This is a genomic window from Rhizobium sp. C104 (assembly GCF_022354505.1).
GTDB lineage: Bacteria > Pseudomonadota > Alphaproteobacteria > Rhizobiales > Rhizobiaceae > Rhizobium > Rhizobium redzepovicii.
The window spans coordinates 2,350,116-2,370,776 of the sequence record NZ_CP092348.1 but is presented as its reverse complement, the minus strand read 5'-3'; the positions used below and the strand labels follow the sequence as shown (position 1 = coordinate 2,370,776).

The following is a 20,661-nucleotide window of genomic DNA, read 5'->3' as shown; positions in this document are numbered from 1 at the left end:
CATCGTCACGCGCATTTCGCCAGCGTCGGTTTGGCCTCGGCGGCAAGGTTGGTCTCTGTTCCAATCGGCAGATCGGCAATTTCCCGCATCGACATGCGCTCGACCTCGGGATGCCGCAGCGGATCGTTCTTCCAGGCTGGGAGAGCGTCTGCGCTGCCCAAGGCAAGGGCGGGCCTCAAGAAAAACTTCAGCAATGACATGGCATGCCTCGCTTTCTCCAAGCGGCGGGGGATGGTCGCCGCAGGCTGTAATCTCTGCTCCCTCAAGCGGATTTTCAATTGAGATTAATGCGGCTCTGCTATAGAAAAACTATATGAAGAACCTCAACACTGTGCATCTCAACGGCCTTAAGGCGCTGGAAGCCGTCGGTCGGCTCGGCTCGCTGCAGGCGGCCGCCGATGAGCTCGGCGTCTCGGTCGGCGCCGTCAGCCAGCAGGTCATCAAGGCGGAGGCGCAGCTTGGCCTGGTGATCTTCGAGCGCACCGCCCGGGGAATGATGACGACCGAAGCCGCCCGGCCGGTACTGGCCGCGCTCGATGAAGGCTTTGCCCGTCTTTCGGCGGCCGTGTCGATTGCGCAACGCAAGGACGACACGATCCTGACGATCTCGGTGGCGCCGGTTTTTGCCGCCCGCTGGCTCGTCTGCCGGCTCGATCGTTTCGCTGAGCGCCATCCCGATATCAAGCTGCGGCTCGATGCAACCACCAATCTCGTCAGCCCCGCCCTCTCCGACGTCGATATCGGCATCCGCGTCGGCACCGGCAAATGGCCTGACGTGAAGGCCGAACTGCTCCTGGAGCAGGAGGTTTTTCCCGTCTGCTCGCCGGAGATGGCGGCGAAACTGAAGGCGCCCGCCGATATCCTGGAACTGCCCGCCGTCATCGACGGTCGCGCCATGTTCAGCTGGGAGGTCTGGATGCGCGAGGCGGGACTGTCAGGCGCCACACCGGCGACGCGCCACGTTTTCAACGATGCCTCGCTGTGCCTCGATGCGGCGATCGCCGGGCAGGGCGTCATGCTTGCCTGGCAGACCCTTGCCGCCTTCGCGCTTGCCGAAGGCCGGCTGGCGGCGCCCTTCGGCATTCGGGCGCGCACCGGTTTCGGTCATTATTTCGTCACCGCCGAGGGCACGCGCGAGCCGAAGAAGGTCAGGGACTTCAAGGCCTGGATCCGCGAGGAAATGGCCGGCACGCTTGCCTTGTTCCGCTAAAGCATGTCGCGCAAAGCTGTGCGGCGGTTTTTCCAGGCAAGGCGCGAAGCGCTTTTGCCGCAACGACATGCGCAAAACAACAAGCTAAAGCGCGACGCGCTTTGGCTCAGACCTCGATCGGCTCCCTGCCGCGCGTCTCCTGCATCTTCTTGTAGGCCGGGCGCGACTGGCAGCGCTCGATCCAGGCCTCGATATTCGGATGTGCCTGGAAAAGCGCCTCCTCGCTCTGGGCGTATCGCAGCACCTCGGCGATGTTGAGATCGGCGACGGTGAAGCGGTCGCCGGCAATCCACTGCCGGCCGGCAAGCTGGCCTTCGAGCGTGGCAAGTGGCCTGCGCAAGGCATGACAGGCGGCTGCGATCGTCTCCTTGCCCTCCTGGCTGTTTTCGAGGCCGTTGTCATAGGTCAGCACGATCCTGACCGAATGCGGCTCGACCTGCGAGGCAGCCCAGACGGTCCACATCGTCAGCAATCCGTCTTCTTCGACGGTTTGTCCCGCAAGCGGTCCGCCATGTTTGCGGGCGAGGTAGAGATTGATCGCCAGCGACTCATGCATGAGGAGATCGCCGTCCTTGATGCTGGGGATCTGCGCCATCGGGTTGACGGCGGCGAAATCGGGCGAGTGCGTATTGAGCGGCGCGCTCTCGGACAGGGGCTCCGCCAATCGCCTGGCTTGCAGCACCGGCACCGACTGGAATTCGAGCCCCAGCTCCTCCGCCATCCAGTAGACGCGCGACGCCCGCGATCGATAGACTCCGTAGATTGTCAGCATGATCTTGTCCCCTCGATGTAATTGTCCGAGAGGGTAGAGGCCGCAGCGGCTGCGGAAAAGTCCTTGCCGCTGATGGGATGATGAAAGCTTTTGATGCTCTTCAGGAGACCCGGTTTCGCTCGACGGTCAGCTGTTTGTACGGCGCGCCGCCCGCCATCTCGTCCGACACTTTCTTCTCCCATTGGAAGCCGAGGACCGCGCCTTCAGCGGTCTCCTGGAAGACGTTGTCGGTGATGACGGCGGTGCCGGCGCCGTCGGCGACCGAGACGGCGCATCCGACAGGTGCCTTGCGCACCACATTGCCGCTGACGACGACGTTACGGAGATAAGGACCCCAGCCGATCTGCATGCCCCATCTCGGCGCGCCCTCGATCACATTGCCCGAAATCAGCGTGTCGGCCTCCGCCGCAATGCCGATGCCGAAGCCGACCTCGTGTTTGTAGGGGCCTTTCAGGGTGAGGTTGCGCACGACATTGCCGGTGACGCTCGCCAGCCTGCCGCCTTCGTCGAAATTGGCAATCGAAATGCCGTTCGCCGCCCCGTCGATCATGTTGGCGGAAACGACGGCGCCCTCGAAGGCGAATTCGACATAGATCGCCGTTTCGCCGGAACGCCGGCATTGATTGTTGCTGATCTGGATGTCCGATGCCGAATTGGCGCGGATCGCGGTGAAGGCGCAGTCGGAAATATGGTTGTTCACCACCATCACACCATCGGCGCGGAAGATGTTGATGCCGTTGCCGTTCTGGCCGGTGCCGCCGTCATTGGCGCGGATGTTGGAGATGCGGTTACCGGAAACCACCGTGCCGTCCTCGGCCTTCTTCCAGCGATGCACCAGAATGCCGCCATTGCCGCAATCGGTGATCGTATTTCCGGTGACCGAAAGATTGGCGGAATCGACCGCGTAGAGCCCGGCCTCGGCCGCGCCGGATATGCGGCTGCGCTCGATCCGTCCGCCGCAGCGCTCCAGCTGCAACCCGTGTTTGCGACTGCCGCCGATCTCGCAATTGTCCATCAGCACCTCGTCGACGCCGGTGAATTGGACGAGCCCGCCGGCATAATCACCGAGCCAGCGATTGCCGCCGTCGATGACGAGGTTGGAAAGCTCGATGCGCCGCACATTTGTCGCCGTCAGTAGGTGGCCTTCGCCGGTATAGACGAGCCGTGAGGCGCCAGGCACGCCTGTTATGCGGGTATTGTCAGGCAGGTTGAGATTGGAGACTCGATAGGTGCCGGGCGGCAGGAAGACCGGCATGTTCTCGCGCGCCGCCTGTTCGATCATCTGTTGCAGGTTGCGGGTCTTGCGGTCGCCGCTTTCGGGAATGGCGCGATATTCCACCGCGTCGATCGCGCCGCGCAGATCGGATTGCCCGGCAGCCGCCAGCGGTGCGGCAAGCGCGCGCGGCGCTGAACCTCCCGCAACCGCTGCGGCGGCGAGTAGGAAAAGCATGTCGCGGCGTGAAGGCATTCCGGATTCTCTCGTCATAACGCGCCCGTAGCACGAAACGTGCCAGACCCGCCTGTCTCTTTCTGGCACAGGTGGCCGGAATTGCGGTTGTCGCCTTGGCCAAGGGCAGGATATCGCCGCCGATCTTGTCGTCTTGTTCACTCTTTCATTTAAGCAAGCCGAAGGGAATGAGGACTACTTTGAAGGGAATATTACGGGGTGATTATGCGGGATGAGGCCTTCGGCCTCCGGGGAGAATGACGGCATGCACGAACCGAGTGCCAGGCGATGGGAATCGACCGATGCCCTGTCGGCCGAAACGCGGCGCATCGTCGCCGCGACGGAGGCGATGATGGCCTCGACCGCCCATCACCTCTCCGACGGCATCGAGAACCTGCGCCTGAAGACGATCGTCCACGAGCTTCCGGATTTCCTCTATGTCAAGGATCGCGACAGCCGCTTCGTCTTCGCCAACGCCGTCACCGCCAGCAGCCTCGGTCTGGAGAGCGCTGATCTGCTTACCGGCAAGCGTGATTTCGACCTGTTCGATTTCGAGACGGCTCGCCGCCATTTCGATATCGAGCAGCAGATCATGGCGACGGGGCAAGCCTGCATCGATATGGAGGAAAGCTACGTCCTGCCCGGCGGCAAAAGGCCGATATGCCGGCTGACCTCGAAAATCCCGCTGCGCAACGATCGCGGCGAGATCATCGGCCTGATCGGCGTTTCCCGCGATATCACCGAACGCAAGCGTCAGGAGGATCTCCATCGTGAGCAGGCGAACCTGCTCGAAATGATCGCCCGCAACGAGCCGCTGCCGATGATCCTCGAGGCGCTGGTGCTGATGATCGAGGCGCAACTGACCGGCATCGACGGATCGGTGCTGCTGCTGAACGGCGAGGGCACCAGGCTCTATCACGGCGCCGCCCCCAATCTGCCCGGCGGCTACAGCCGGCTGATCGACGGCGTCACCATCGGTCCCAAGGTCGGCTCCTGCGGCACCGCCGCCTGGCGTGGCCAGACTGTGATCGTCGAGGACGTGATGAGCGATCCGCTGTGGGAGGATTTCCGCGCGCTGGTCGCGCCGTTCGGCTTCCGCTCCTGCTGGTCGACACCGATCGCCACCTCGCAGAACAATGTGCTCGGCACCTTTGCCCTCTATTCCAGGGAAGTCCGCCGTCCGACGGAGCACGAAATAAAGCTGGTGGCGCTCGCCACGCACATTGCCGGCATCGCCATCGAGCGCAAGCGTGTCGATGATCGCATCCATTTCATGGCCCATCACGACGATCTCACCGGCCTGCCGAACCGCGCCTTCCTCAAGGAGCGGCTCGCCAATATCCTCGACCAGGCCCGGCGCCACACCCGCAAGGTCACCGTCGCCTATATCGATCTCGATAATTTTAAGGACATCAACGACGGCCGCGGCCACGCCGCCGGCGACGAGGTGCTGAAGGAAACCGCCGCCCGCATGGCCAACAGCATCCGGGCCTCGGATATGGTGGTGCGTCTCGGCGGCGACGAATTCCTCGTCGTGCTCGTTCACCAGTCGAGCCACGATGCCGGCATCACGCGCCGCCTCCGCGAGCTGCAGAAGGCGATCAACCGGCCGATCCCCAGCGACGGCGGCGAGATCACCGTCACCTCGAGCATCGGCGTTGCCGCCTTCCCCTTCGACGGCGCGACCTCGGAAGAGCTTCTCGCCAATGCCGACCGCGCCATGTACCGTGCCAAGGAGCTTGGCCGCAACACCTTGCAGCATCACGATGGCGGTGGCGCGCCGGTGGGAATGCCGCTCGGCGAGCAGGAGGAGCTGCACCAGGCGATTACCGGCCACCAGCTGTTCCTGCAATACCAGCCGCAGGTCGATGTCGCCACCGGCCGCATCACCGGCATCGAGGCGCTGGTGCGCTGGAACCATCCGGCCAAGGGCAGGGTGCCGCCGGTCAATTTCATTCCGCTCGCCGAAGAAACCGGCCTCATCGTTCCCCTCGGTCTCTGGGTGTTGAACGAGGCCTGCCGCCAGGCGCGCCAATGGCAGGATATGGGCCTGCCGTCGCTGACCGTCGCCGTCAACGTCTCGGCCAAGCAGTTCGCCGATCCGGATTTTGCGTGCCACGTCGCCGAAGCGCTGGAGCGCCACCGCCTGCAAGCGCGCTGGCTGGAACTCGAGGTCACCGAAAGCGTGGTAATGCAGGATGCCGAACGCGCGCTTGCCATGATGGAATCGCTGCGCGCGCTCGGTGTGCGCCTGTCGATCGACGATTTCGGCTCCGGCTATTCCAGCCTGGCGGCGCTGAAGACCTTCCCCTTCGACCGGCTGAAGATGGATCGCTCGCTGGTCGAGGCCCTGCCGGGCGACAAGACCGCCGTTGCCATCGCCTCGGCGGTGATTTCGCTGGCGCAGACGCTGAAGCTTTCGGTGCTCGCCGAAGGCGTGGAAACCGACGCGCAGATGGATTTCCTGCGTCACGCACACTGCGAGGAGGCGCAAGGCTACCGCTTCTCCAAGCCCGTTTCTCCGGAGGAGATCCCGGCATTGCTGCGGGCACGCAGCCTCTAAAACCCGTCGCGCAAAACTGCGCAGCGTTTTTCGCAGGCAAGGCGCGAAGCGCTTTTGCGGCAACGACATGCGTAAAATAAGGAACTAAAGCGTAAGGAGTGAATCTGAAAGATCGCGACGCGCTTGAACGCCTTATTTTTCCAGCTTGCCGATCGCCTCGATCTCGTTCGTCCATATGCCCGCCGCATAGTTCTCAGGCAGTCGCGCCAACAGCGCGGCGTCGTCGATGCCGGTCGAGAAATCGCTGCCGCGATAGGGGCCGAGCACGAAGACCTCGGTTCCTGCATCCTGCATGCGGTTGAGAAAACGGTCCGGCCAGCCCCAGAGCCAAGGCGCAATATTGATCGGCACCAGCATCATGGCGTGTTTGCAGGCATCCGGCAGCACGCCGGTCCAGCCATAGCCGATGTAGCCGAAAAGGCAGCCTTTCAGGCTCTGGCGCGAGGCGGTTTTGATCTCGGGCACCAGCCGGCGCAGGACATCGATCGGCTCGTCGCCGCCATAGACGATGATGTCTGCCCGTCGCGCGGGTGAAAGTCCGTTGAGCACGGCGGCGAGTTTTTCGCCCTCGGACGGATCGCGGCTCTTGACGTTGATCAGGAAGCGCCGATCCGGAAAGGTCGAGAGCACCTCGGCCAGCGTCGGCATCATGCCGATGCCGCGGCCGCGGAAGGGAAAGCTCTTGCCGCCGTCAGCGGTATAGCCATAGCCGATGTCGAGCTTCCGCAGCTCCGCCATCGAATGATCGCGGGTGACGCCGTGCCCGTCGGTGCGGCAGTCGAGTGTCCAGTCGTGAAAGACGGCGAATGCGCCATCTGTCGTCGGATGCACGTCGATCTCCACAATATCGGCGCCCGCCGCAAAGCCTGCCTGCATCGAGCGGATGGTATTTTCGAGATAATCATGTTTCGGCGCCAGCATGCGGCTCGCCGTGCAGGTGTCGTTCTTCAGATCGGTCTCGTCGAACCGCTGGGCGATGCCGCGATGGGCGAGCAGCACCGGCTTTCCCGGCTGATGCTCGGCGAGCAGGCTGGTGTTGTTGAGATAGATGCCCGCCGCGACAAGTGCGACCGCGCCCACGCAATAGAAAAGCTTCCTGCCCATTATGCTCCCCATGATTGCATCGAAAGAAGCAACAGCTAGAAAGCGATTCTGGTTGTTCTTGGGCTCTTTTCCGGCTTTTCTATGCTGGCAGTTTATTCCCCGGAGAGGATCGGTATCGCCATGGAACCACAGGACGACGAGCTCATCCGTTTCGCAGAACACGGCGCGGCCGCCTTGCCGCCGGCATCTGCCGAAGGCCATGTCGGACGCGACGGTGCCCGCATCTGGTATGCGAGCTATGGGACCGGTCCTGCCGTCATCCTGCTGCATGGCGGTCTCGGCCATAGCGGCAACTGGGGCTATCAGCTCCCGGCGCTGCTCGACAGTGGCCGCCGCGTCGTGCTGATCGACAGCCGCGGCCATGGCCGCAGCACCCGCGATGCCCGTCCCTACACCTATGAACTGATGGCATCAGACGTGCTTGATGTCATGGACGAACTGCGTCTGGACAAGGCAGCGTTCATCGGCTGGAGCGACGGCGCCTGTATCGCGCTGATCCTCGCCGCGACGGTGCCGTCACGTGTCGACGGCGTCTTCTTCTTCGCCTGCAACATGGATCCGAGCGGTACGCTGGAATTTGTTGCGACCCCGGTCATCGACCGATGCTTCAGCCGCCATGCCAAGGATTATGCGGCCTTGTCCGCCACGCCGCATGACTTCAATGCCTTCGTCGAGGCGGTCAGCCAGATGATGCGCACGGAGCCGAATTACAGCGCCGAAGACCTCGCACGGATCGGTGTGCCGGTCGCGATCGTGCTCGGTCGGCACGACGAGTTCATCAAGCCGGAGCATGCCGAATATCTTGTCCGCAGCATTCCGGACGCTGAGATGATTTATCTCAAAGGCGTCAGCCATTTCGCGCCGCTGCAACGGCCGGCGGAGTTCAATGCCGCGGTACTGTCCTTTCTCGACAGGATAGCCTGATGACGACCTCTGGCCTCGCGCCGATTTCCGGCTATCTCTTGCTTCATGAGACCTGATGCGCTGCTCTATCCCGCCCCGGAAGGGCTCTATTGCCCCGAAGGCGGCTTCTATGTCGATCCTGTGCGGCCGGTGGAGCGGGCGCTCGTCACCCACGGCCATTCCGATCACGCCCGGCCGGGCCATGTGAACGTGCTTGCCACCCGCCAGACGCTCGACATCATGCGCCTGCGTTACGGCGAGGGCTTTTGCGTCAGCGAGCAGGCTGCCGCCTTCGGCGAGGAACTGCTCATCAACGGCGTCAAGGTGAGCTTTCATCCGGCTGGCCACGTGCTCGGCTCGGCGCAGATCGCCATCGAGAAAAACGGCACCCGCATCGTCGTCTCCGGCGATTACAAACGCCGCCCGGATCCGACCTGCGCCGCCTATGTGCCGGTCGCCTGCGATGTCTTCATCACCGAGGCGACCTTCGGCCTGCCGGTCTTCCATCATCCCGATCCGATGGATGAGATCGGCAAGCTGCTCGCCTCGCTCCGCCAATTTCCCGAGCGCACCCATCTCGTCGGCGCATATGCGCTGGGCAAGGCCCAGCGTGTCATCAGGCTGCTGCGCGATGCCGGTTACACCGAGCCGATCTATATCCACGGCGCCATGGAAAAGCTCTGCGACTACTATGTCGGCGAGGGCATCGATCTCGGTGAGCTGCTGCCGGCGACCATCGAGAGCCGCGACAAATCCGCCTTCAAGGGCGCCGTCGTCGTCGGCCCGTCCTCGGCCTTCGCCGACCGCTGGGCGCGGCGCTTCAACGAACCGCTGCCGGCCTTCGCCTCCGGCTGGATGATGGTACGCCAGCGCGCCAAACAGCACGGCGTCGAACTGCCGCTCGTCATCTCCGATCATTGCGACTGGCCGGAGCTGACGGAAACCATCCGGGAACTGCACCCGGCCGAAGTCTGGGTAACCCACGGCCGCGAGGAGGCCCTGGTGCGTTGGTGCCAGCTCCAGGGCATCAAGGCGAAGCCGTTGCATCTGGTGGGCTATGAGGATGAGGCGGATTGAGATGAGCTCTGTGCTGGATCAGAACCCCTCCCCAGCGGACCTTGCCGCTATCGCCGGCGCGCTGGAAATGGCGGCTATGCACGCCCCTCGCTCCCTCATTCCTGTGCTCGTCACAGGAATCCAGCCACCGCGCGTCGGCGCGGTGAATGACTTATGTGACACCGAAGAGTTTCTCGCGCTCAAGGACTTGGGCGCACTGGATTCCTGTGACGAGCACAGGAATGAGGGCGTACCCTTTGAGCCTTCCCCTCAAACGCGGAGGCCGACATGAAAGCCTTCGCCGACCTCCTCGACCGCCTCGTTCTCACCCCCAGCCGCAACGGCAAGCTGAAGCTGCTGACCGATTATTTCCGCGACACGCCGGACCCTGACCGCGGCTACGGCCTTGCCGCCATCGCCGGCACGCTGGAGGTGCGTAACGTCAAGCCCGCCATGCTGCGCGAACTGGTGCTGGAGCGCATGGACGAGGTGTTGTTCCGTTATTCCTACGATTATGTCGGCGATCTCGCCGAAACCATCTCGCTAGTCTGGGACAATGAGCGGGATATCGACCGCTCGGCCCTTTCCCAGCCGCGTCTCGGCGCTGTTGTCACCGATATGAATGCGCTCGGCCGCACGGAAGTGCGCGGCTTCGTCCGCGACCTGCTCGACCGGCTGGATTCCTCCGGCCGGTTCGCTTTCATCAAGCTGGCGACCGGCGCCATGCGCATCGGTGTCTCAGCCCGTCTTGCCAAACAGGCGCTGGCTGATCTCGGCGACAAGGACGTCACCGAAATCGAAACGCTCTGGCACGGCCTGCAGCCGCCTTACGAGACTTTGTTCGAATGGCTGGCTGCGGGCGGCGAAAAACCGGTGCTGGCGACACCGGCGATCTTTCATTCGGTCATGCTCGCCAATGCGGTGGAGGAGGGGACCTTAACGGTCTCGATCCGGCCAACTACGCCGCCGAATGGAAATGGGACGGCATCCGTGTCCAGCTCTCCCGCTCCGGCGACCGGCGCAAAATCTATTCGCGCTCCGGCGACGACATTTCGGTCGCCTTTCCCGATATTCTCGACGCCATCAGCTTTTCCGGCGTTGTCGACGGCGAGCTGCTGGTCGGCGGCACCGCCCGCTCCAACAGCCCGACCCGCACTTTCTCCGATCTGCAGCAGCGCCTGAACCGCAAGACGGTGACGGCAAGGATGCTTTCCGACTACCCCGCCTTCATCCGCACCTACGACCTGCTCTTCGACGGCGACGAGGATGTGCGGGGCGATGGCTTTACCGATCGCCGCGATCGGCTGGCCGAGATCATCGACCGTGCCCCCCACGACCGTTTCGACCTCTCGCCGCTCGTGCCTTTCTCGTCCTGGGACGAGCTCGACCGTCTTCGTGCGGCCCCGCCCGATCCGGTCATCGAGGGCGTGATGATCAAGCGGCGCGACAGCATCTATCAGGCCGGCCGGATGAAGGGCCCCTGGTTCAAGTGGAAGCGCAATCCCTATAATGTCGATGCGGTGCTGATGTATGCCCAGCGCGGCCACGGCAAGCGCTCGAGCTACTATTCCGATTTCACCTTCGGCGTCTGGGCCGACGACGAGGACGGGGAACAACTGGTGCCCGTCGGCAAGGCCTATTTCGGTTTCACCGATGCGGAACTCGAAGTGCTCGACAAATTCGTGCGCAACAATACCACCGAGCGCTTCGGGCCGGTGCGCGCCGTGCGCGCCGATAAGGATTTCGGCTTCGTCGTCGAGGTGGCCTTTGAAGGCATCAACCGCTCGACCCGGCACAAATCGGGCGTCGCCATGCGCTTTCCCCGCATCGCCCGTCTTCGCCCCGACAAGCCCACTTATGAGGCCGATCGGCTGCGCACCCTGATCGCCATGATCGACGCCAAGCCGGGGTGAGGGCCAATCTCCTGTGCAACAATGCCGCAGTCCCAAAATTTCAACAGGATGTGTATTGGCGGCAACGATCTTCCGGTGCAAATCTTGTGTGCCGGGGACGTGATTTGGGTGCTGCGTTATGAGCTCGCATGAACAAAATGCCTTTTTCCGCCAACGCCGTGCCGTGCTGGCGGGTCTTGCCGGCGCACTCGTCCTGCCGCAAGTGGCGGCGGCCTTCGATGTTCCGGATGAACCGCGGCTTGCCAAGCATGACTATGCCAAGGTCCGCCACCAATTCCGCACCAAGCTTTTGCAGAAGGGTCCGGCGCCCGACAAATACGAGCCGCTGAGCGCGCCGGCCGACGCCGACAAGATCTTTTATCGCTCCGGCTACGGCGAACTCGAGTTGGTCGCCTGGGTCTCGAAATATAAGCGCGAGCGCGCCGCCAAGCCCGCCGTGCTCTTCCTCCACGGCGGCAATGCCATGGGCATCGGCCATTGGCAGTTGATGAAGCCCTACATGGATGCCGGCTACGTTGTGATGATGCCGTCGCTGCGCGGCGAAAACGGCCAGATGGGCAATTTCTCCGGCTTCTATGACGAGGTCGACGACGTTCTTGCCGCCGCCGAGCGGCTGGCGCATCTGCCGGGGGTCGATCCAGGGCGGCTGTTCATCGCCGGCCACAGCATCGGCGGTACGCTGACCATGCTGACGGCGATGAGCACCCAGAAATTCCGGGCCGCCGCGCCGATATCGGGCAATCCCGACGCCTTCCGCTTCTTCAAGCGCTATCCCCAGGATATCCGCTTCGACGACAGCAATGCGCATGAGTTCGAGGTGCGGTCGGCGCTGTGTTACGCCCAGAGCTTCAAATGTCCTATCCGTGTCGTTCACGGCACGGAAGAGGCTCATTTCAACGACCGGGCCGATCTTCTCTCCCGCCGCGCCCGCGCCGCCGGCATCCATATCGAAACCGAAACCGTCGCCGGCAACCACACTTCGGCGCTGCCGGCCGAGATCGAACAGAGCATCCGCTTCTTCCATGGGGTGGCGGCCTGATTTTTCGCCGCCGCTTCAAACGCAGGCCTATTGGGCCTGTGTTCCCGGTGTGACAACGGACGCAGAGACCATGATCGTGCCGAACGACTTCCCCGAGCTGCTGCCTTCGCCATTGCAGGAAGTTTAGCTGGGCAGTGGGGATGGCCCTGAGGCACAGCGCTTTTTGCTCTGCACTTCGGGTCGCATGCATTAGCTTCCGGCTTTCCCGCCCTCAACACCAGCCTCGCGCCAGCCGCGGATGCCATCGTCGCGGTAGATATCGCTGTCTCGCCGATCGTTGATAAGGGTGGTTCCATGAATTTTCTGCGCCGGGTCTTCCCGATTGCCGGGCTCGTCATCGCAGCCGGGTCGCTGAGCGGCTGCAACATCCTCATTCCCGATGTCGCCGCCGATTCGCCCGCCCGCTTCGTTCAGGAGACCTCGCCGGTCTTCTATCAGCCGCCCGGCGTCGATCCGCGCCGGGTGCGGCCGATACCCGATCAGCCGGTGCCGCAGACGCGAGAACTCTACAAGACCCAATTCCATCAGACCTACGGCCTGCCGGTCAGCAATCCGGTGCATATAGCAATGTATGGCGCGGTCCGCGACGAGGATTTCACCCTGCCGGCGATCCCGGTCAGCCGCGTGCAGCCGCAGTTCCTCCGCCAGGAAGTCGATTACCAGACGACCGAGCGCCCCGGCACGGTCATCGTCGATACCAGGGCGCATTTCCTCTATTTCGTCGAGGAAAACGGCAAGGCGATGCGCTACGGTGTCGGCCTCGGCCGCGATGGTTACGCCTGGTCGGGCCGCGGCGTCATTCAGTGGAAGCAGAAATGGCCGCGCTGGACGCCGCCGGTCGAGATGGTCTCGCGCCAGCCCGAGGTTCGCGCCTTTTCGGCCGAAAACGGCGGCATGAATCCGGGCTCCAGAACCCGCTCGGCGCCCGCGCCATGTATATCTTCAAGGACGGGCAAGATACGCTCTATCGCATCCACGGCACACCCGACTGGCAGTCGATCGGCAAGGCCACCTCGTCCGGCTGCGTGCGCATGCTGAACCAGGACGTCGTCGATCTCTATGACCGCCTTCCTGCCAAGGCGGAGATCGTTGTGATGTAGCGCTGCAACAGCGCCGCTGATATCGTCTGCCCAAGGCCGGACACGTCTGCGTGAAGCTATGGTTTATTTGGCGCAAGCCGATAGATCTTCTGATGTTGTTCTCGGCATCGGACGAATCGCCGCTCACGCAGGGTTTTGTCCGGCTCCCGCATCAGAGGAAATCAGTCCCGCGTCATGAGCTTCGATAGACATCTTTCCCGCCGCAGCTTTCTTTCCTTTTCGGCATTGACCGCAGCCTCCGCGCTCACCGGCTGCGCCTCTTCGGCCAATACGGTCACATCGGGCGATACGACGATCATCTACCGTTCGCCCATGCGCCTCTTCCAATCGCCTGGGGCGTCGAGCGTGCCGAGTGGGGCCGAGCTTGCCGTCATGTATGGTCCCGTCGAGGATGGTGGCTTTCTCATCCCCGCCATTCCCTATGAGCAGATCGACCCGCGCTATTATCGCCAGCGCGTTCTCGATCCCACCGGCCAGCCGCCCGGCACCATCGTCGTCGATACGCCGTCGCGCTTTCTCTATCTCGTCCAGGGTGACGGCATGGCGATGCGCTACGGCGTCGGCATCGGCCGCGAGGGTTTCGCCTGGCAGGGTTCCGGCGTCATCCAGTGGCGTCAGAAATGGCCGCGCTGGAAGCCGCCGAACGAGATGGTCGCCCGCCAGCCGGAACTCGTCAAATATTCGATCGAGAACGGCGGTATGGAGCCGGGCCTGAAGAACCCGCTCGGCGCCCGCGCGCTCTATATCTTCTCGAACGGCGAAGACACGCTCTACCGCCTGCACGGCAATCCCGACTGGCGCTCGATCGGCAAGGCCGTCTCCTCGGGCTGCGTCAGATTGATGAACCAGGATATCATCGATCTCTACGACCGCGTGCCGACAAAGGCGCCGATCGTCGTCTGGCAGTGATGTCAGCGGGGCGGCCGCGATCCGGCCGCCCCGGTTCGATCTTGCCCGGCCGAGCGGCATTCCGTGGGTAAATGCCCTCGTTTCCCACGCCCGGAAAAGTTTTATTTTCAGAAAACCATTGCTTAATTCGGTAAATAACCTACATGGTGCGTATCGAATTGCTTGCGACCTTTGTCCACGCGCTGAAGCGCTCCGTCAGATATCCTCTCAACATCGATACGGCTTGTCGGACATTCTTCCGCAGGCGAACACAACGGTTGAAAAGGAGATCGTTATGAATTCAGGCGTCGTCAAATGGTTCAATGGCACCAAGGGTTTTGGCTTCATTCAGCCCGATGATGGTTCTACGGATGTTTTTGTCCACATTTCAGCGGTCGAACGCGCCGGCATGCGCGAACTCGTTGAAGGCCAGAAGATCCGCTATGATCTCGTCCGCGACAAGAAGTCCGGCAAGAATTCGGCTGACAACCTTCAGGCCGCATGATTTGTCATTCGCCTATGCTGTCCAGATGCTGGCGGCGCGCTGACCACGGATGTACTGGCAGCGAGCTGACCGACTGGCGGAGAAATGGCTGAGTGACTGGAAGAGGTCGGGTGCCAACCCGGCCTTTTTGCTTTGATCGCCGGCATGTCCGAATTGACCGCGGTTATTCTGATTGACCGGCGAGCAGCCGAAGAGTTCAAGGGACGCTGAAATGGGCAGACTAAACTATCAAATCGGCGATATGATCGTGCTGAAATCGGGCCTCACTCGTACGGCGAAAGCCGATAAGCGGTGCCGGATCGCCAGCATTCTGCCCAACGACCACGGGCATGTGCAATATCGCGTCCGGTTCGACGCGGAGAATTTTGAGCGCCGCATCACCGAGGCCGACATCGATACCGGGGAATCGCCCTCCAGGGCTTCCCCCGAGGCAGTGGCTAAGTCTGATGGCGCCGAGCCTTGGCTGAAGTTTTCGAGCATTCGGACGGGCAAGTAGTCCCGCCGTTTTTACCATCACAGCGCGGCCCGGCCGCCGACAGGAAGGATATCGTTTTGCAGGTTCTCGTCAGGGATAACAACGTCGATCAGGCGCTCCGCGTGCTCAAGAAGAAGATGCAGCGGGAAGGCCTGTTCCGGGAAATGAAGGCGCGCAGCGCTTTCGAAAAGCCGTCCGAGAAGCGCGCCCGCGAAAAGGCCGAAGCCATTCGCCGCCAGCGCAAGCTTGCCCGCAAGAAGCTGCAGCGCGAAGGCCTGCTGCCGGCGCCGAAAAAGGTTCTCCGCGCCCGCTAATCCCGGCATCGCGGCCCAACCGCGGCATCGCGGCCAGCCGGCCCGGCCGCGGAATCACGGCTCTTAGCCATGGCTAAAGCCTCCGTCATCACCTGAGAAAGGGGCACATGACCGCCACCAAGGGAGAATTCTTCAATCCCGCCAAGCTTTCGTCTCGCGACAAGGCGGAAGCGACCGATCACACGGCGCGCGCCATCATCGCGGCCGAGGCGTCGGCCCGAGACAAGAAGACGGAAAAGCTGAAGGCCCTGCGTCTGCAGCAGGAGGCCGAGGCAGCACCTGAAGCGGCGCCTGCAAAGAAACGCCGGTCGCCGGCCAAGGCGGCTGTGAAGCGGCCCTGATCCTCAGGCTTACACCGTTTTAAGCTAACCGGGCGGATGTGGTCAGCCGCCGTTTGTGCCGGCCCGGCCGAGATTGCCGCGCAGCCGATGCAGCATGTCGCGCATCTCAGCCATTTCCTTCAGCGTGCAGCCTGCGGCTTGGCCGATCGCTGTCATGATCGTATCGATTTCCCCTTTCATCGCCTCACCTCCAGCGGTCAGCGACACGATCACCTGGCGCTCGTCGCGCAGGTCGCGCAGCCGCTTAATCAGCCCGCTTTGCTCCAGCCGCTTCAACAGCGGCGACAGCGTGCCGGAATCGAGATCGAGTTGCTCGCCGATCGTCTTCACCGGCAACTCGCCGCGTTCCCATAGCACCAACATCACCAGATATTGCGGATAGGTCAGGCCCACCCTGTCGAGGATCGGCTTGTAGGCGCGGGTGAAAGCATGCGCCGTTGCGTAGACCGCGAAGCACAACTGCTTTTCCAGCCGTTTCTCCTCCTGCGGTATCTCCATCGTTTTTATCGTCTGCGCTTTCATATCCATCATCCTTAAGGCCGTGATTGTCTTCTTTTCCATGCCAAAATGCAATTTGCAAAATTCACTTGCGTACAATTTAATTGTACGATAGTAAAAATCCAACCCGATCGAAGGGCCAACCAAAGGAGATCGTCATGCCTATTCTCTATACGACCAAAGCCTCTGCCACCGGCGGCCGCGCCGGCCGCGCCGTTTCCGAAAACGGTGTTCTGGACGTGACGCTGACCGTTCCGAAGGAACTCGGCGGCGACGGCGCAACCGGCACCAATCCCGAGCAGCTCTTCGCCGCCGGCTACTCTGCCTGCTTCCTCGGTGCCTTGAAATTTGTCGCGGGCCAGCAGAAGGTCAAGATTCCGGAAGACACGACGGTCTCCGCCAAAGTCGGTATCGGCCCGCGTGAAGATGGCACCGGCTTCGGCATCGAAGTGGCGCTGACGGTCAACATCCCCGGCCTCGACCGCGAAACCGCCGAAAAGCTCGCCGCCGCCGCCCACATCGTCTGCCCCTACAGCCACGCCATGCGCACCTCGACCGAAGTTCCGGTCACGGTTGCCTGATTGCAGTAACAGCCGGAAGATCGGCGAGGTGGCCCCTTATCCGCCTGCCGGCACCTTCTCCCCTAAACGGGCGAAGGGGGCAAGCCGGACACTCTCCGATCCCCAGACCTTGCGCGGGGCACGTCCCCTCTCCCCGTCAAAACGGGGGTCCGCAGGACGGGTCGAGACCCGTGGTTCGACCCCGGCAAGGGCTAGGGTGAGGGGCAGCCGTTTGACGCTGATCGAACAGCTGCAAACATACTCGAACAGTGGCGGAGTGACGTTCGGCTCGCCCTATTCGCCGACTGCCCGTGCGCCTTAACGTAGTCGGCGCCCGGCCGGCTTCGGCGTCTCATCCGTCATCCCTGACACCGTCTGCAGATCCTGCCTCAGCCGCGCGGAACTTCCATCCGGGAGCTTTTGGTCGAGCGCCGCATGCGTCTCTTTCCAGATCGGCAGCGCTGTTGCTAGCACCGCCTTGCCTTCGCCGGTGAGGGCAAGCAGCCGGCCGCGCCTGTCCTTCGGATTTTCCATCACGCTCACCCAGCCCTTGCGCTGCAGCGGTTTCAGCGCCGCCGTCAGTGTCGTCTGGTCCATGGCAAGCAGGGAGGCGACCGGCCCCATCGGCGGCGGCTCCGGCCGGTTCAGCGACATCATCAGCGAAAACTGCCCGTTGGTCAGCCCCGCGGGCCGCAATGCGTCATCGAACAGGCGAGCGAGTGCCCGCGCCGCTCGCTGCGCATGCAGGCAGAGGCAGGTGTCGCGCACCAGCAGCGTTGTAGAGAAAGGAATTTCAACCGAATTTGACATGGCCATTTTATATTGATATCAATCTTTCTAGTCAAGGAGAAGGAGAGGGGCCGGCTCGCCGGCAGCGCCGGAGGAGGGCGCATCCAATGCAGAACGAAGTTGTTTCCCGCGAGCTATGGCTCGAGGCCCGCCGTGCCCTGCTCTTGAAGGAAAAGGAGGCGACGAAGCTGCGCGACAGCATCAACGCCGAGCGGTTGGCGCTGCCCTGGGTGAAGGTCGATAAAGATTACGTTTTCGACACGCCCGAGGGAAAGAAGTCGCTCGCCGAACTCTTCGATGGCCGCAGCCAGCTTTTGATCTATCATTTCATGCTCGGCCCGGATTGGGATGCCGGCTGCCCCGGCTGCTCCTTCCTGTCCGATCATATCGATGGCGCCCTGCCGCATCTGAACCATCACGACGTCACCTGGGTCGCCGTCTCGCGCGCGCCGCTCGACAAGATCGCCGCCTACAAAAGCCGCATGGGCTGGAAATTCCCCTGGGTCTCTTCCTTCGGCAGCGATTTCAATTTCGATTATCACGTCTCTTTCAGCCCGGAGGACCTTGCCAAAGACAAGGTCTTTTACAATTTCACTCCCATGCAGCCGGCTGGCGCCAATGACGAACTGCCGGGTCTGAGCGCTTTCTACCGAAACGACAAGGGCGAGGTCTTCCACACCTATTCGAGCTATGCCCGCGGGCCCGAGGAACTGATCGGCACCCTGATGATCCTCGACCGCGCCCCGAAAGGCCGCAACGAGGACAGCACGATGAATTTCGTGCGCCGTCACGACGAATATGAGGAGGCCCCCAAGGCGCCATCCTGCTGTCACTGAGCCAAAGCATGATGCCGAAAACTGTCAGCGGTTTTCGGCATCATGCCCTGGCTGGCCAGCGCAAATTCGAGCAGACGTCACAAAGCGACCTCCTGGGAGTTGCGCCGATAAAGGCATTGGCCAACATCACGCAAGGGAGAAGGATGATGAAGACCGCAGAAGTGCTGAAGGAACATTCCTTCCTGGAGAGACTGGTGGGCGACTGGACCGTCACCGCACCCGAAATGTCCGGCGGCGAGCCCTGGACGGAGACCGTCCGCTCGCTGCACGGCATCTGGTTCGTCGCCGAGGGCACCGGCCGCATGCCGGATGGCAAACAGGCCACCAGCATCCTGACGCTCGGCTATAACGCCGCAAAGGCCAAGTATGTCGGCAGCTGGATCGGCAGCATGATGGACTTCATGTGGATCTACGAAGGCGAGCTCGACGCTTCGGGCAATGTGCTTGACCTCTATACGACAGGGCCTGACTTCAACGGCGAAGGTCTTGCCGATTACCGCGAGCGGATCACTTTCGTCGACGCCGATCACCGCACCTTCATCTCCAGCGCCAGGCAGCCGGACGGCGCCTGGAAACAGTTCATGGAAGCGCATTACGCCCGGCAGATCTGACAATCACGGCGCTCGAACCTTGAAAAAGGGGCGCCTCTAAAGGGAGAGTACGATGTCTGAGACGCATGGAAAGTTCATCTGGTGCGAGTTGATGACCCCCGACACATCGGCTGCCGCGAAATTCTACAGCTCGGTCGTCGGCTGGACCACCTCCGAGATGAAGGTGGAGGGCATGCCGACCTATACGATCTTCGAGGCGAACGGCATCGGTGTCGCCGGCCTGATGGAATTTCCAGCCGAACTCGAGGGTAAGGGCATTCCGCCGAACTGGACGGGTTATGTCGATGTCGACGACGTCGATCAGTCGGCCAAGGATTTCGTCGCCAATGGCGGATCGGTCCGTCGTCCGCCGGACGATATCCCGGGTATCGGCCGCTTCGCCGTTGTCGCCGATCCGCATGGCGCGGTGCTCTGCATCATGACGCCGGCGCCGATGGACAAAACCTGGCCGGAACTGGCCCCCGATGCGCCTGGCAATATCGGCTGGCACGAACTCTATGCCGGCAACGGCAAAGACGCCGTCGCCTTCTATTCCAAGCTGTTCGGCTGGACCAAGGACAGCGAAATGGACATGGGCCCGATGGGCGTCTACTACCTCTTCGCCCGTAACGGCAAGCAGATCGGTGGCATGATGACCAAGCCGGAAAACATCCCGATGCCGTTCTGGAGCTATTATTTCATCGTGCCGGCGCTTGATGCCGCGATCGAACGCGTCAACTCCGGCGGCGGCAAGGTCGTCCACGGTCCCATGGAAGTCCCCGGCGGCAGCTGGATCATCCAGGCCACCGACCCGCAGGGTGCCTTCTTCTGCCTGGTGGCGCCGAAGCGGTAGGTTTTGGCCCCTTTAGCGTCGTGCCGTGAGCCCCCTCATCTGGCTGCTGCCACCTTCTTCCCACAGGGGAGAAGGTGCCCGTAGGGCGGATGAGGGGCCACCCGTCACACCCTTTGCGGCAGCCGGACTGACAACCGCCCGCCAGTCTTCCCCTCAGAACTTGTAGCTGCTCCCGAAGAGAACCTTGTCCTGCGTGGCGCCGACATCGCCGATGGCGGAGCCGAAGTCCTTGTTGCCGAAATCGGAATGTCGATACTCGCCGCGCACCAGGATATGGTCGGTGACCGCGTGTTCGATGCCGCCGCCGGCCGTCCAGCCGATCAGGATGCCGTCCTTCTTTCCGGCGGTGGGAATGTCGACCTTGCCACCGCCGGCCGCCACACCCGCCGTTGCGAAGAACAGGGTTCGATCCAAGGCGTAACCAACCCGCGCCCGGCCGGATGCATCCCATTCGAGGTTGGCATCGTCGTTTTTCTCGAAGTTGTAGTTGAAGTCGTTCTCGATGCCGTAGACGATATTTCCGGATTGGAAATTATAGCCGGCATGCAGCCCTGCCGTGCCGCCGTCGATATTCTCATCCGAGCCGAGGATCTTCGTCTGGCTCCAGGAATATCCGCCCTGGCCGCCGAGATAGAAGCCCGACCAATCATAGGCCACAGATATCTGCTCGGCGGCGGGAGCAGGTGTCTCGTAAGTGAGGTCGGCGGCAACGGCCGGAACGGCGGCCGAAAGCGCCGGCGCGGCGCAGGCGATAAATCTGATATGCATGAAGATGCCTCGTGTTCATTGGGAGCAAAAAGAGGGCAGTGGCGACACCGCCCGACTCTCAGCAACATGCCCCGCCCCGATGTTGCGGAGTGTCTTTTAACGTTGAGATTTGTTGCGGGCCGATCGCGGCGGAGGGG

21 protein-coding genes and 2 pseudogenes are annotated in these 20,661 nt (G+C 62.4%); 16 read left to right on the top strand and 7 right to left on the bottom strand.

The genetic code is table 11. The annotated features are described in order from the left end of the window. Positions 1–5 precede the first annotated feature (5 nt). On the bottom strand, positions 6–200 hold the full coding sequence (locus MF410_RS12925) for a hypothetical protein (protein WP_097627539.1): 195 nt from the start codon (positions 198–200) through the stop codon (positions 6–8). Between the two features lie 113 nt (positions 201–313). On the opposite strand from MF410_RS12925, the gene MF410_RS12920 reads away from it, so the two are divergent. Then, complete coding sequence (locus MF410_RS12920; protein WP_097627541.1) at positions 314–1,210, top strand: LysR substrate-binding domain-containing protein; 897 nt, start codon at positions 314–316, stop codon at positions 1,208–1,210. Between the two features lie 106 nt (positions 1,211–1,316). Here the strand turns inward: MF410_RS12920 and MF410_RS12915 are convergent, their stop codons facing one another. Together MF410_RS12915 and MF410_RS12910 are read right to left on the bottom strand one after the other, a co-directional pair. Beyond that, positions 1,317–1,982 carry a glutathione S-transferase family protein gene (locus MF410_RS12915; protein ID WP_097627543.1) on the bottom strand — a complete coding sequence of 222 codons (666 nt, stop codon included), beginning with the start codon at positions 1,980–1,982 and terminating at the stop codon, positions 1,317–1,319. Positions 1,983–2,082: 100 nt separating this feature from the next. Beyond that, positions 2,083–3,450 carry a TIGR03808 family TAT-translocated repetitive protein gene (locus MF410_RS12910; protein ID WP_097627545.1) on the bottom strand — a complete coding sequence of 456 codons (1,368 nt, stop codon included), beginning with the start codon at positions 3,448–3,450 and terminating at the stop codon, positions 2,083–2,085. 244 nt (positions 3,451–3,694) lie between these two features. Between MF410_RS12910 and MF410_RS12905 the strand changes: the two genes are divergently transcribed. Next, complete coding sequence (locus tag MF410_RS12905; protein WP_097627547.1) at positions 3,695–5,992, top strand: EAL domain-containing protein; 2,298 nt, start codon at positions 3,695–3,697, stop codon at positions 5,990–5,992. 132 nt (positions 5,993–6,124) lie between these two features. Here MF410_RS12905 and MF410_RS12900 read toward each other — a convergent pair whose 3' ends face one another. Next, positions 6,125–7,096 (bottom strand): glycerophosphodiester phosphodiesterase family protein, encoded by a 972-nt coding sequence (locus tag MF410_RS12900; protein WP_097627549.1) that lies wholly within the window; start codon positions 7,094–7,096, stop codon positions 6,125–6,127. A gap of 120 nt (positions 7,097–7,216) precedes the next feature. On the opposite strand from MF410_RS12900, the gene MF410_RS12895 reads away from it, so the two are divergent. The 10 genes and pseudogenes from MF410_RS12895 to MF410_RS12850 all read left to right on the top strand — a co-directional run bounded on the left by MF410_RS12895 (position 7,217) and on the right by MF410_RS12850 (position 15,630). Then, a complete protein-coding gene (locus MF410_RS12895) occupies positions 7,217–8,020 on the top strand; it encodes an alpha/beta hydrolase (protein ID WP_097627551.1) in 804 nt (267 codons plus the stop codon). Between the two features lie 45 nt (positions 8,021–8,065). Beyond that, positions 8,066–9,076 carry a ligase-associated DNA damage response exonuclease gene (locus MF410_RS12890; protein ID WP_097627553.1) on the top strand — a complete coding sequence of 337 codons (1,011 nt, stop codon included), beginning with the start codon at positions 8,066–8,068 and terminating at the stop codon, positions 9,074–9,076. A 267-nt stretch (positions 9,077–9,343) separates the two neighbouring features. Next, a pseudogene (locus MF410_RS12885) lies at positions 9,344–10,968 on the top strand (cisplatin damage response ATP-dependent DNA ligase). 118 nt (positions 10,969–11,086) lie between these two features. Further along, positions 11,087–12,007, top strand: coding sequence for an alpha/beta fold hydrolase (locus MF410_RS12880; RefSeq protein ID WP_097627558.1), 921 nt, complete (start codon positions 11,087–11,089; stop codon positions 12,005–12,007). A 294-nt stretch (positions 12,008–12,301) separates the two neighbouring features. Then, positions 12,302–13,107 (top strand): annotated as a pseudogene (locus tag MF410_RS12875) (L,D-transpeptidase). A gap of 174 nt (positions 13,108–13,281) precedes the next feature. Then, on the top strand, positions 13,282–14,016 hold the full coding sequence (locus MF410_RS12870; protein ID WP_097627562.1) for a L,D-transpeptidase: 735 nt from the start codon (positions 13,282–13,284) through the stop codon (positions 14,014–14,016). Positions 14,017–14,290: 274 nt separating this feature from the next. After that, positions 14,291–14,500, top strand: coding sequence for a cold-shock protein (locus MF410_RS12865; RefSeq protein ID WP_003546468.1), 210 nt, complete (start codon positions 14,291–14,293; stop codon positions 14,498–14,500). Between the two features lie 211 nt (positions 14,501–14,711). Next, positions 14,712–14,996: a cold-shock protein gene (locus MF410_RS12860; protein ID WP_097627564.1), complete on the top strand. Its 285-nt coding sequence runs from the start codon at positions 14,712–14,714 to the stop codon at positions 14,994–14,996. A 56-nt stretch (positions 14,997–15,052) separates the two neighbouring features. Further along, positions 15,053–15,289: a 30S ribosomal protein S21 gene (gene rpsU, locus MF410_RS12855; RefSeq protein ID WP_003569533.1), complete on the top strand. Its 237-nt coding sequence runs from the start codon at positions 15,053–15,055 to the stop codon at positions 15,287–15,289. 107 nt (positions 15,290–15,396) lie between these two features. Then, positions 15,397–15,630: a hypothetical protein gene (locus MF410_RS12850; RefSeq protein WP_003580252.1), complete on the top strand. Its 234-nt coding sequence runs from the start codon at positions 15,397–15,399 to the stop codon at positions 15,628–15,630. A 42-nt stretch (positions 15,631–15,672) separates the two neighbouring features. Here the strand turns inward: MF410_RS12850 and MF410_RS12845 are convergent, their stop codons facing one another. Further along, entirely contained in the window at positions 15,673–16,161 is a 489-nt protein-coding gene (locus tag MF410_RS12845) for a MarR family transcriptional regulator (protein WP_097627566.1), read from the bottom strand. A 125-nt stretch (positions 16,162–16,286) separates the two neighbouring features. Here MF410_RS12845 and MF410_RS12840 point away from each other — a divergent pair, with 125 nt between their 5' ends. Next, entirely contained in the window at positions 16,287–16,709 is a 423-nt protein-coding gene (locus MF410_RS12840; protein WP_003580247.1) for an organic hydroperoxide resistance protein, read from the top strand. A 297-nt stretch (positions 16,710–17,006) separates the two neighbouring features. Here MF410_RS12840 and MF410_RS12835 read toward each other — a convergent pair whose 3' ends face one another. Then, positions 17,007–17,498 (bottom strand): MarR family transcriptional regulator, encoded by a 492-nt coding sequence (locus MF410_RS12835; RefSeq protein WP_097627764.1) that lies wholly within the window; start codon positions 17,496–17,498, stop codon positions 17,007–17,009. An 86-nt stretch (positions 17,499–17,584) separates the two neighbouring features. Here MF410_RS12835 and MF410_RS12830 point away from each other — a divergent pair, with 86 nt between their 5' ends. The 3 genes from MF410_RS12830 (at position 17,585) to MF410_RS12820 (ending at position 19,756) form a co-directional block, all read left to right on the top strand. Further along, complete coding sequence (locus MF410_RS12830; RefSeq protein WP_097627568.1) at positions 17,585–18,313, top strand: thioredoxin family protein; 729 nt, start codon at positions 17,585–17,587, stop codon at positions 18,311–18,313. A gap of 143 nt (positions 18,314–18,456) precedes the next feature. Further along, positions 18,457–18,924: a DUF1579 domain-containing protein gene (locus MF410_RS12825; protein WP_097627570.1), complete on the top strand. Its 468-nt coding sequence runs from the start codon at positions 18,457–18,459 to the stop codon at positions 18,922–18,924. 52 nt (positions 18,925–18,976) lie between these two features. Beyond that, complete coding sequence (locus MF410_RS12820) at positions 18,977–19,756, top strand: VOC family protein (RefSeq protein ID WP_097627572.1); 780 nt, start codon at positions 18,977–18,979, stop codon at positions 19,754–19,756. Positions 19,757–19,909: 153 nt separating this feature from the next. On the opposite strand, the gene MF410_RS12815 is transcribed toward MF410_RS12820, so the two are convergent. After that, positions 19,910–20,524 (bottom strand): outer membrane protein, encoded by a 615-nt coding sequence (locus tag MF410_RS12815; RefSeq protein WP_097627574.1) that lies wholly within the window; start codon positions 20,522–20,524, stop codon positions 19,910–19,912. Positions 20,525–20,661 lie beyond the last annotated feature (137 nt).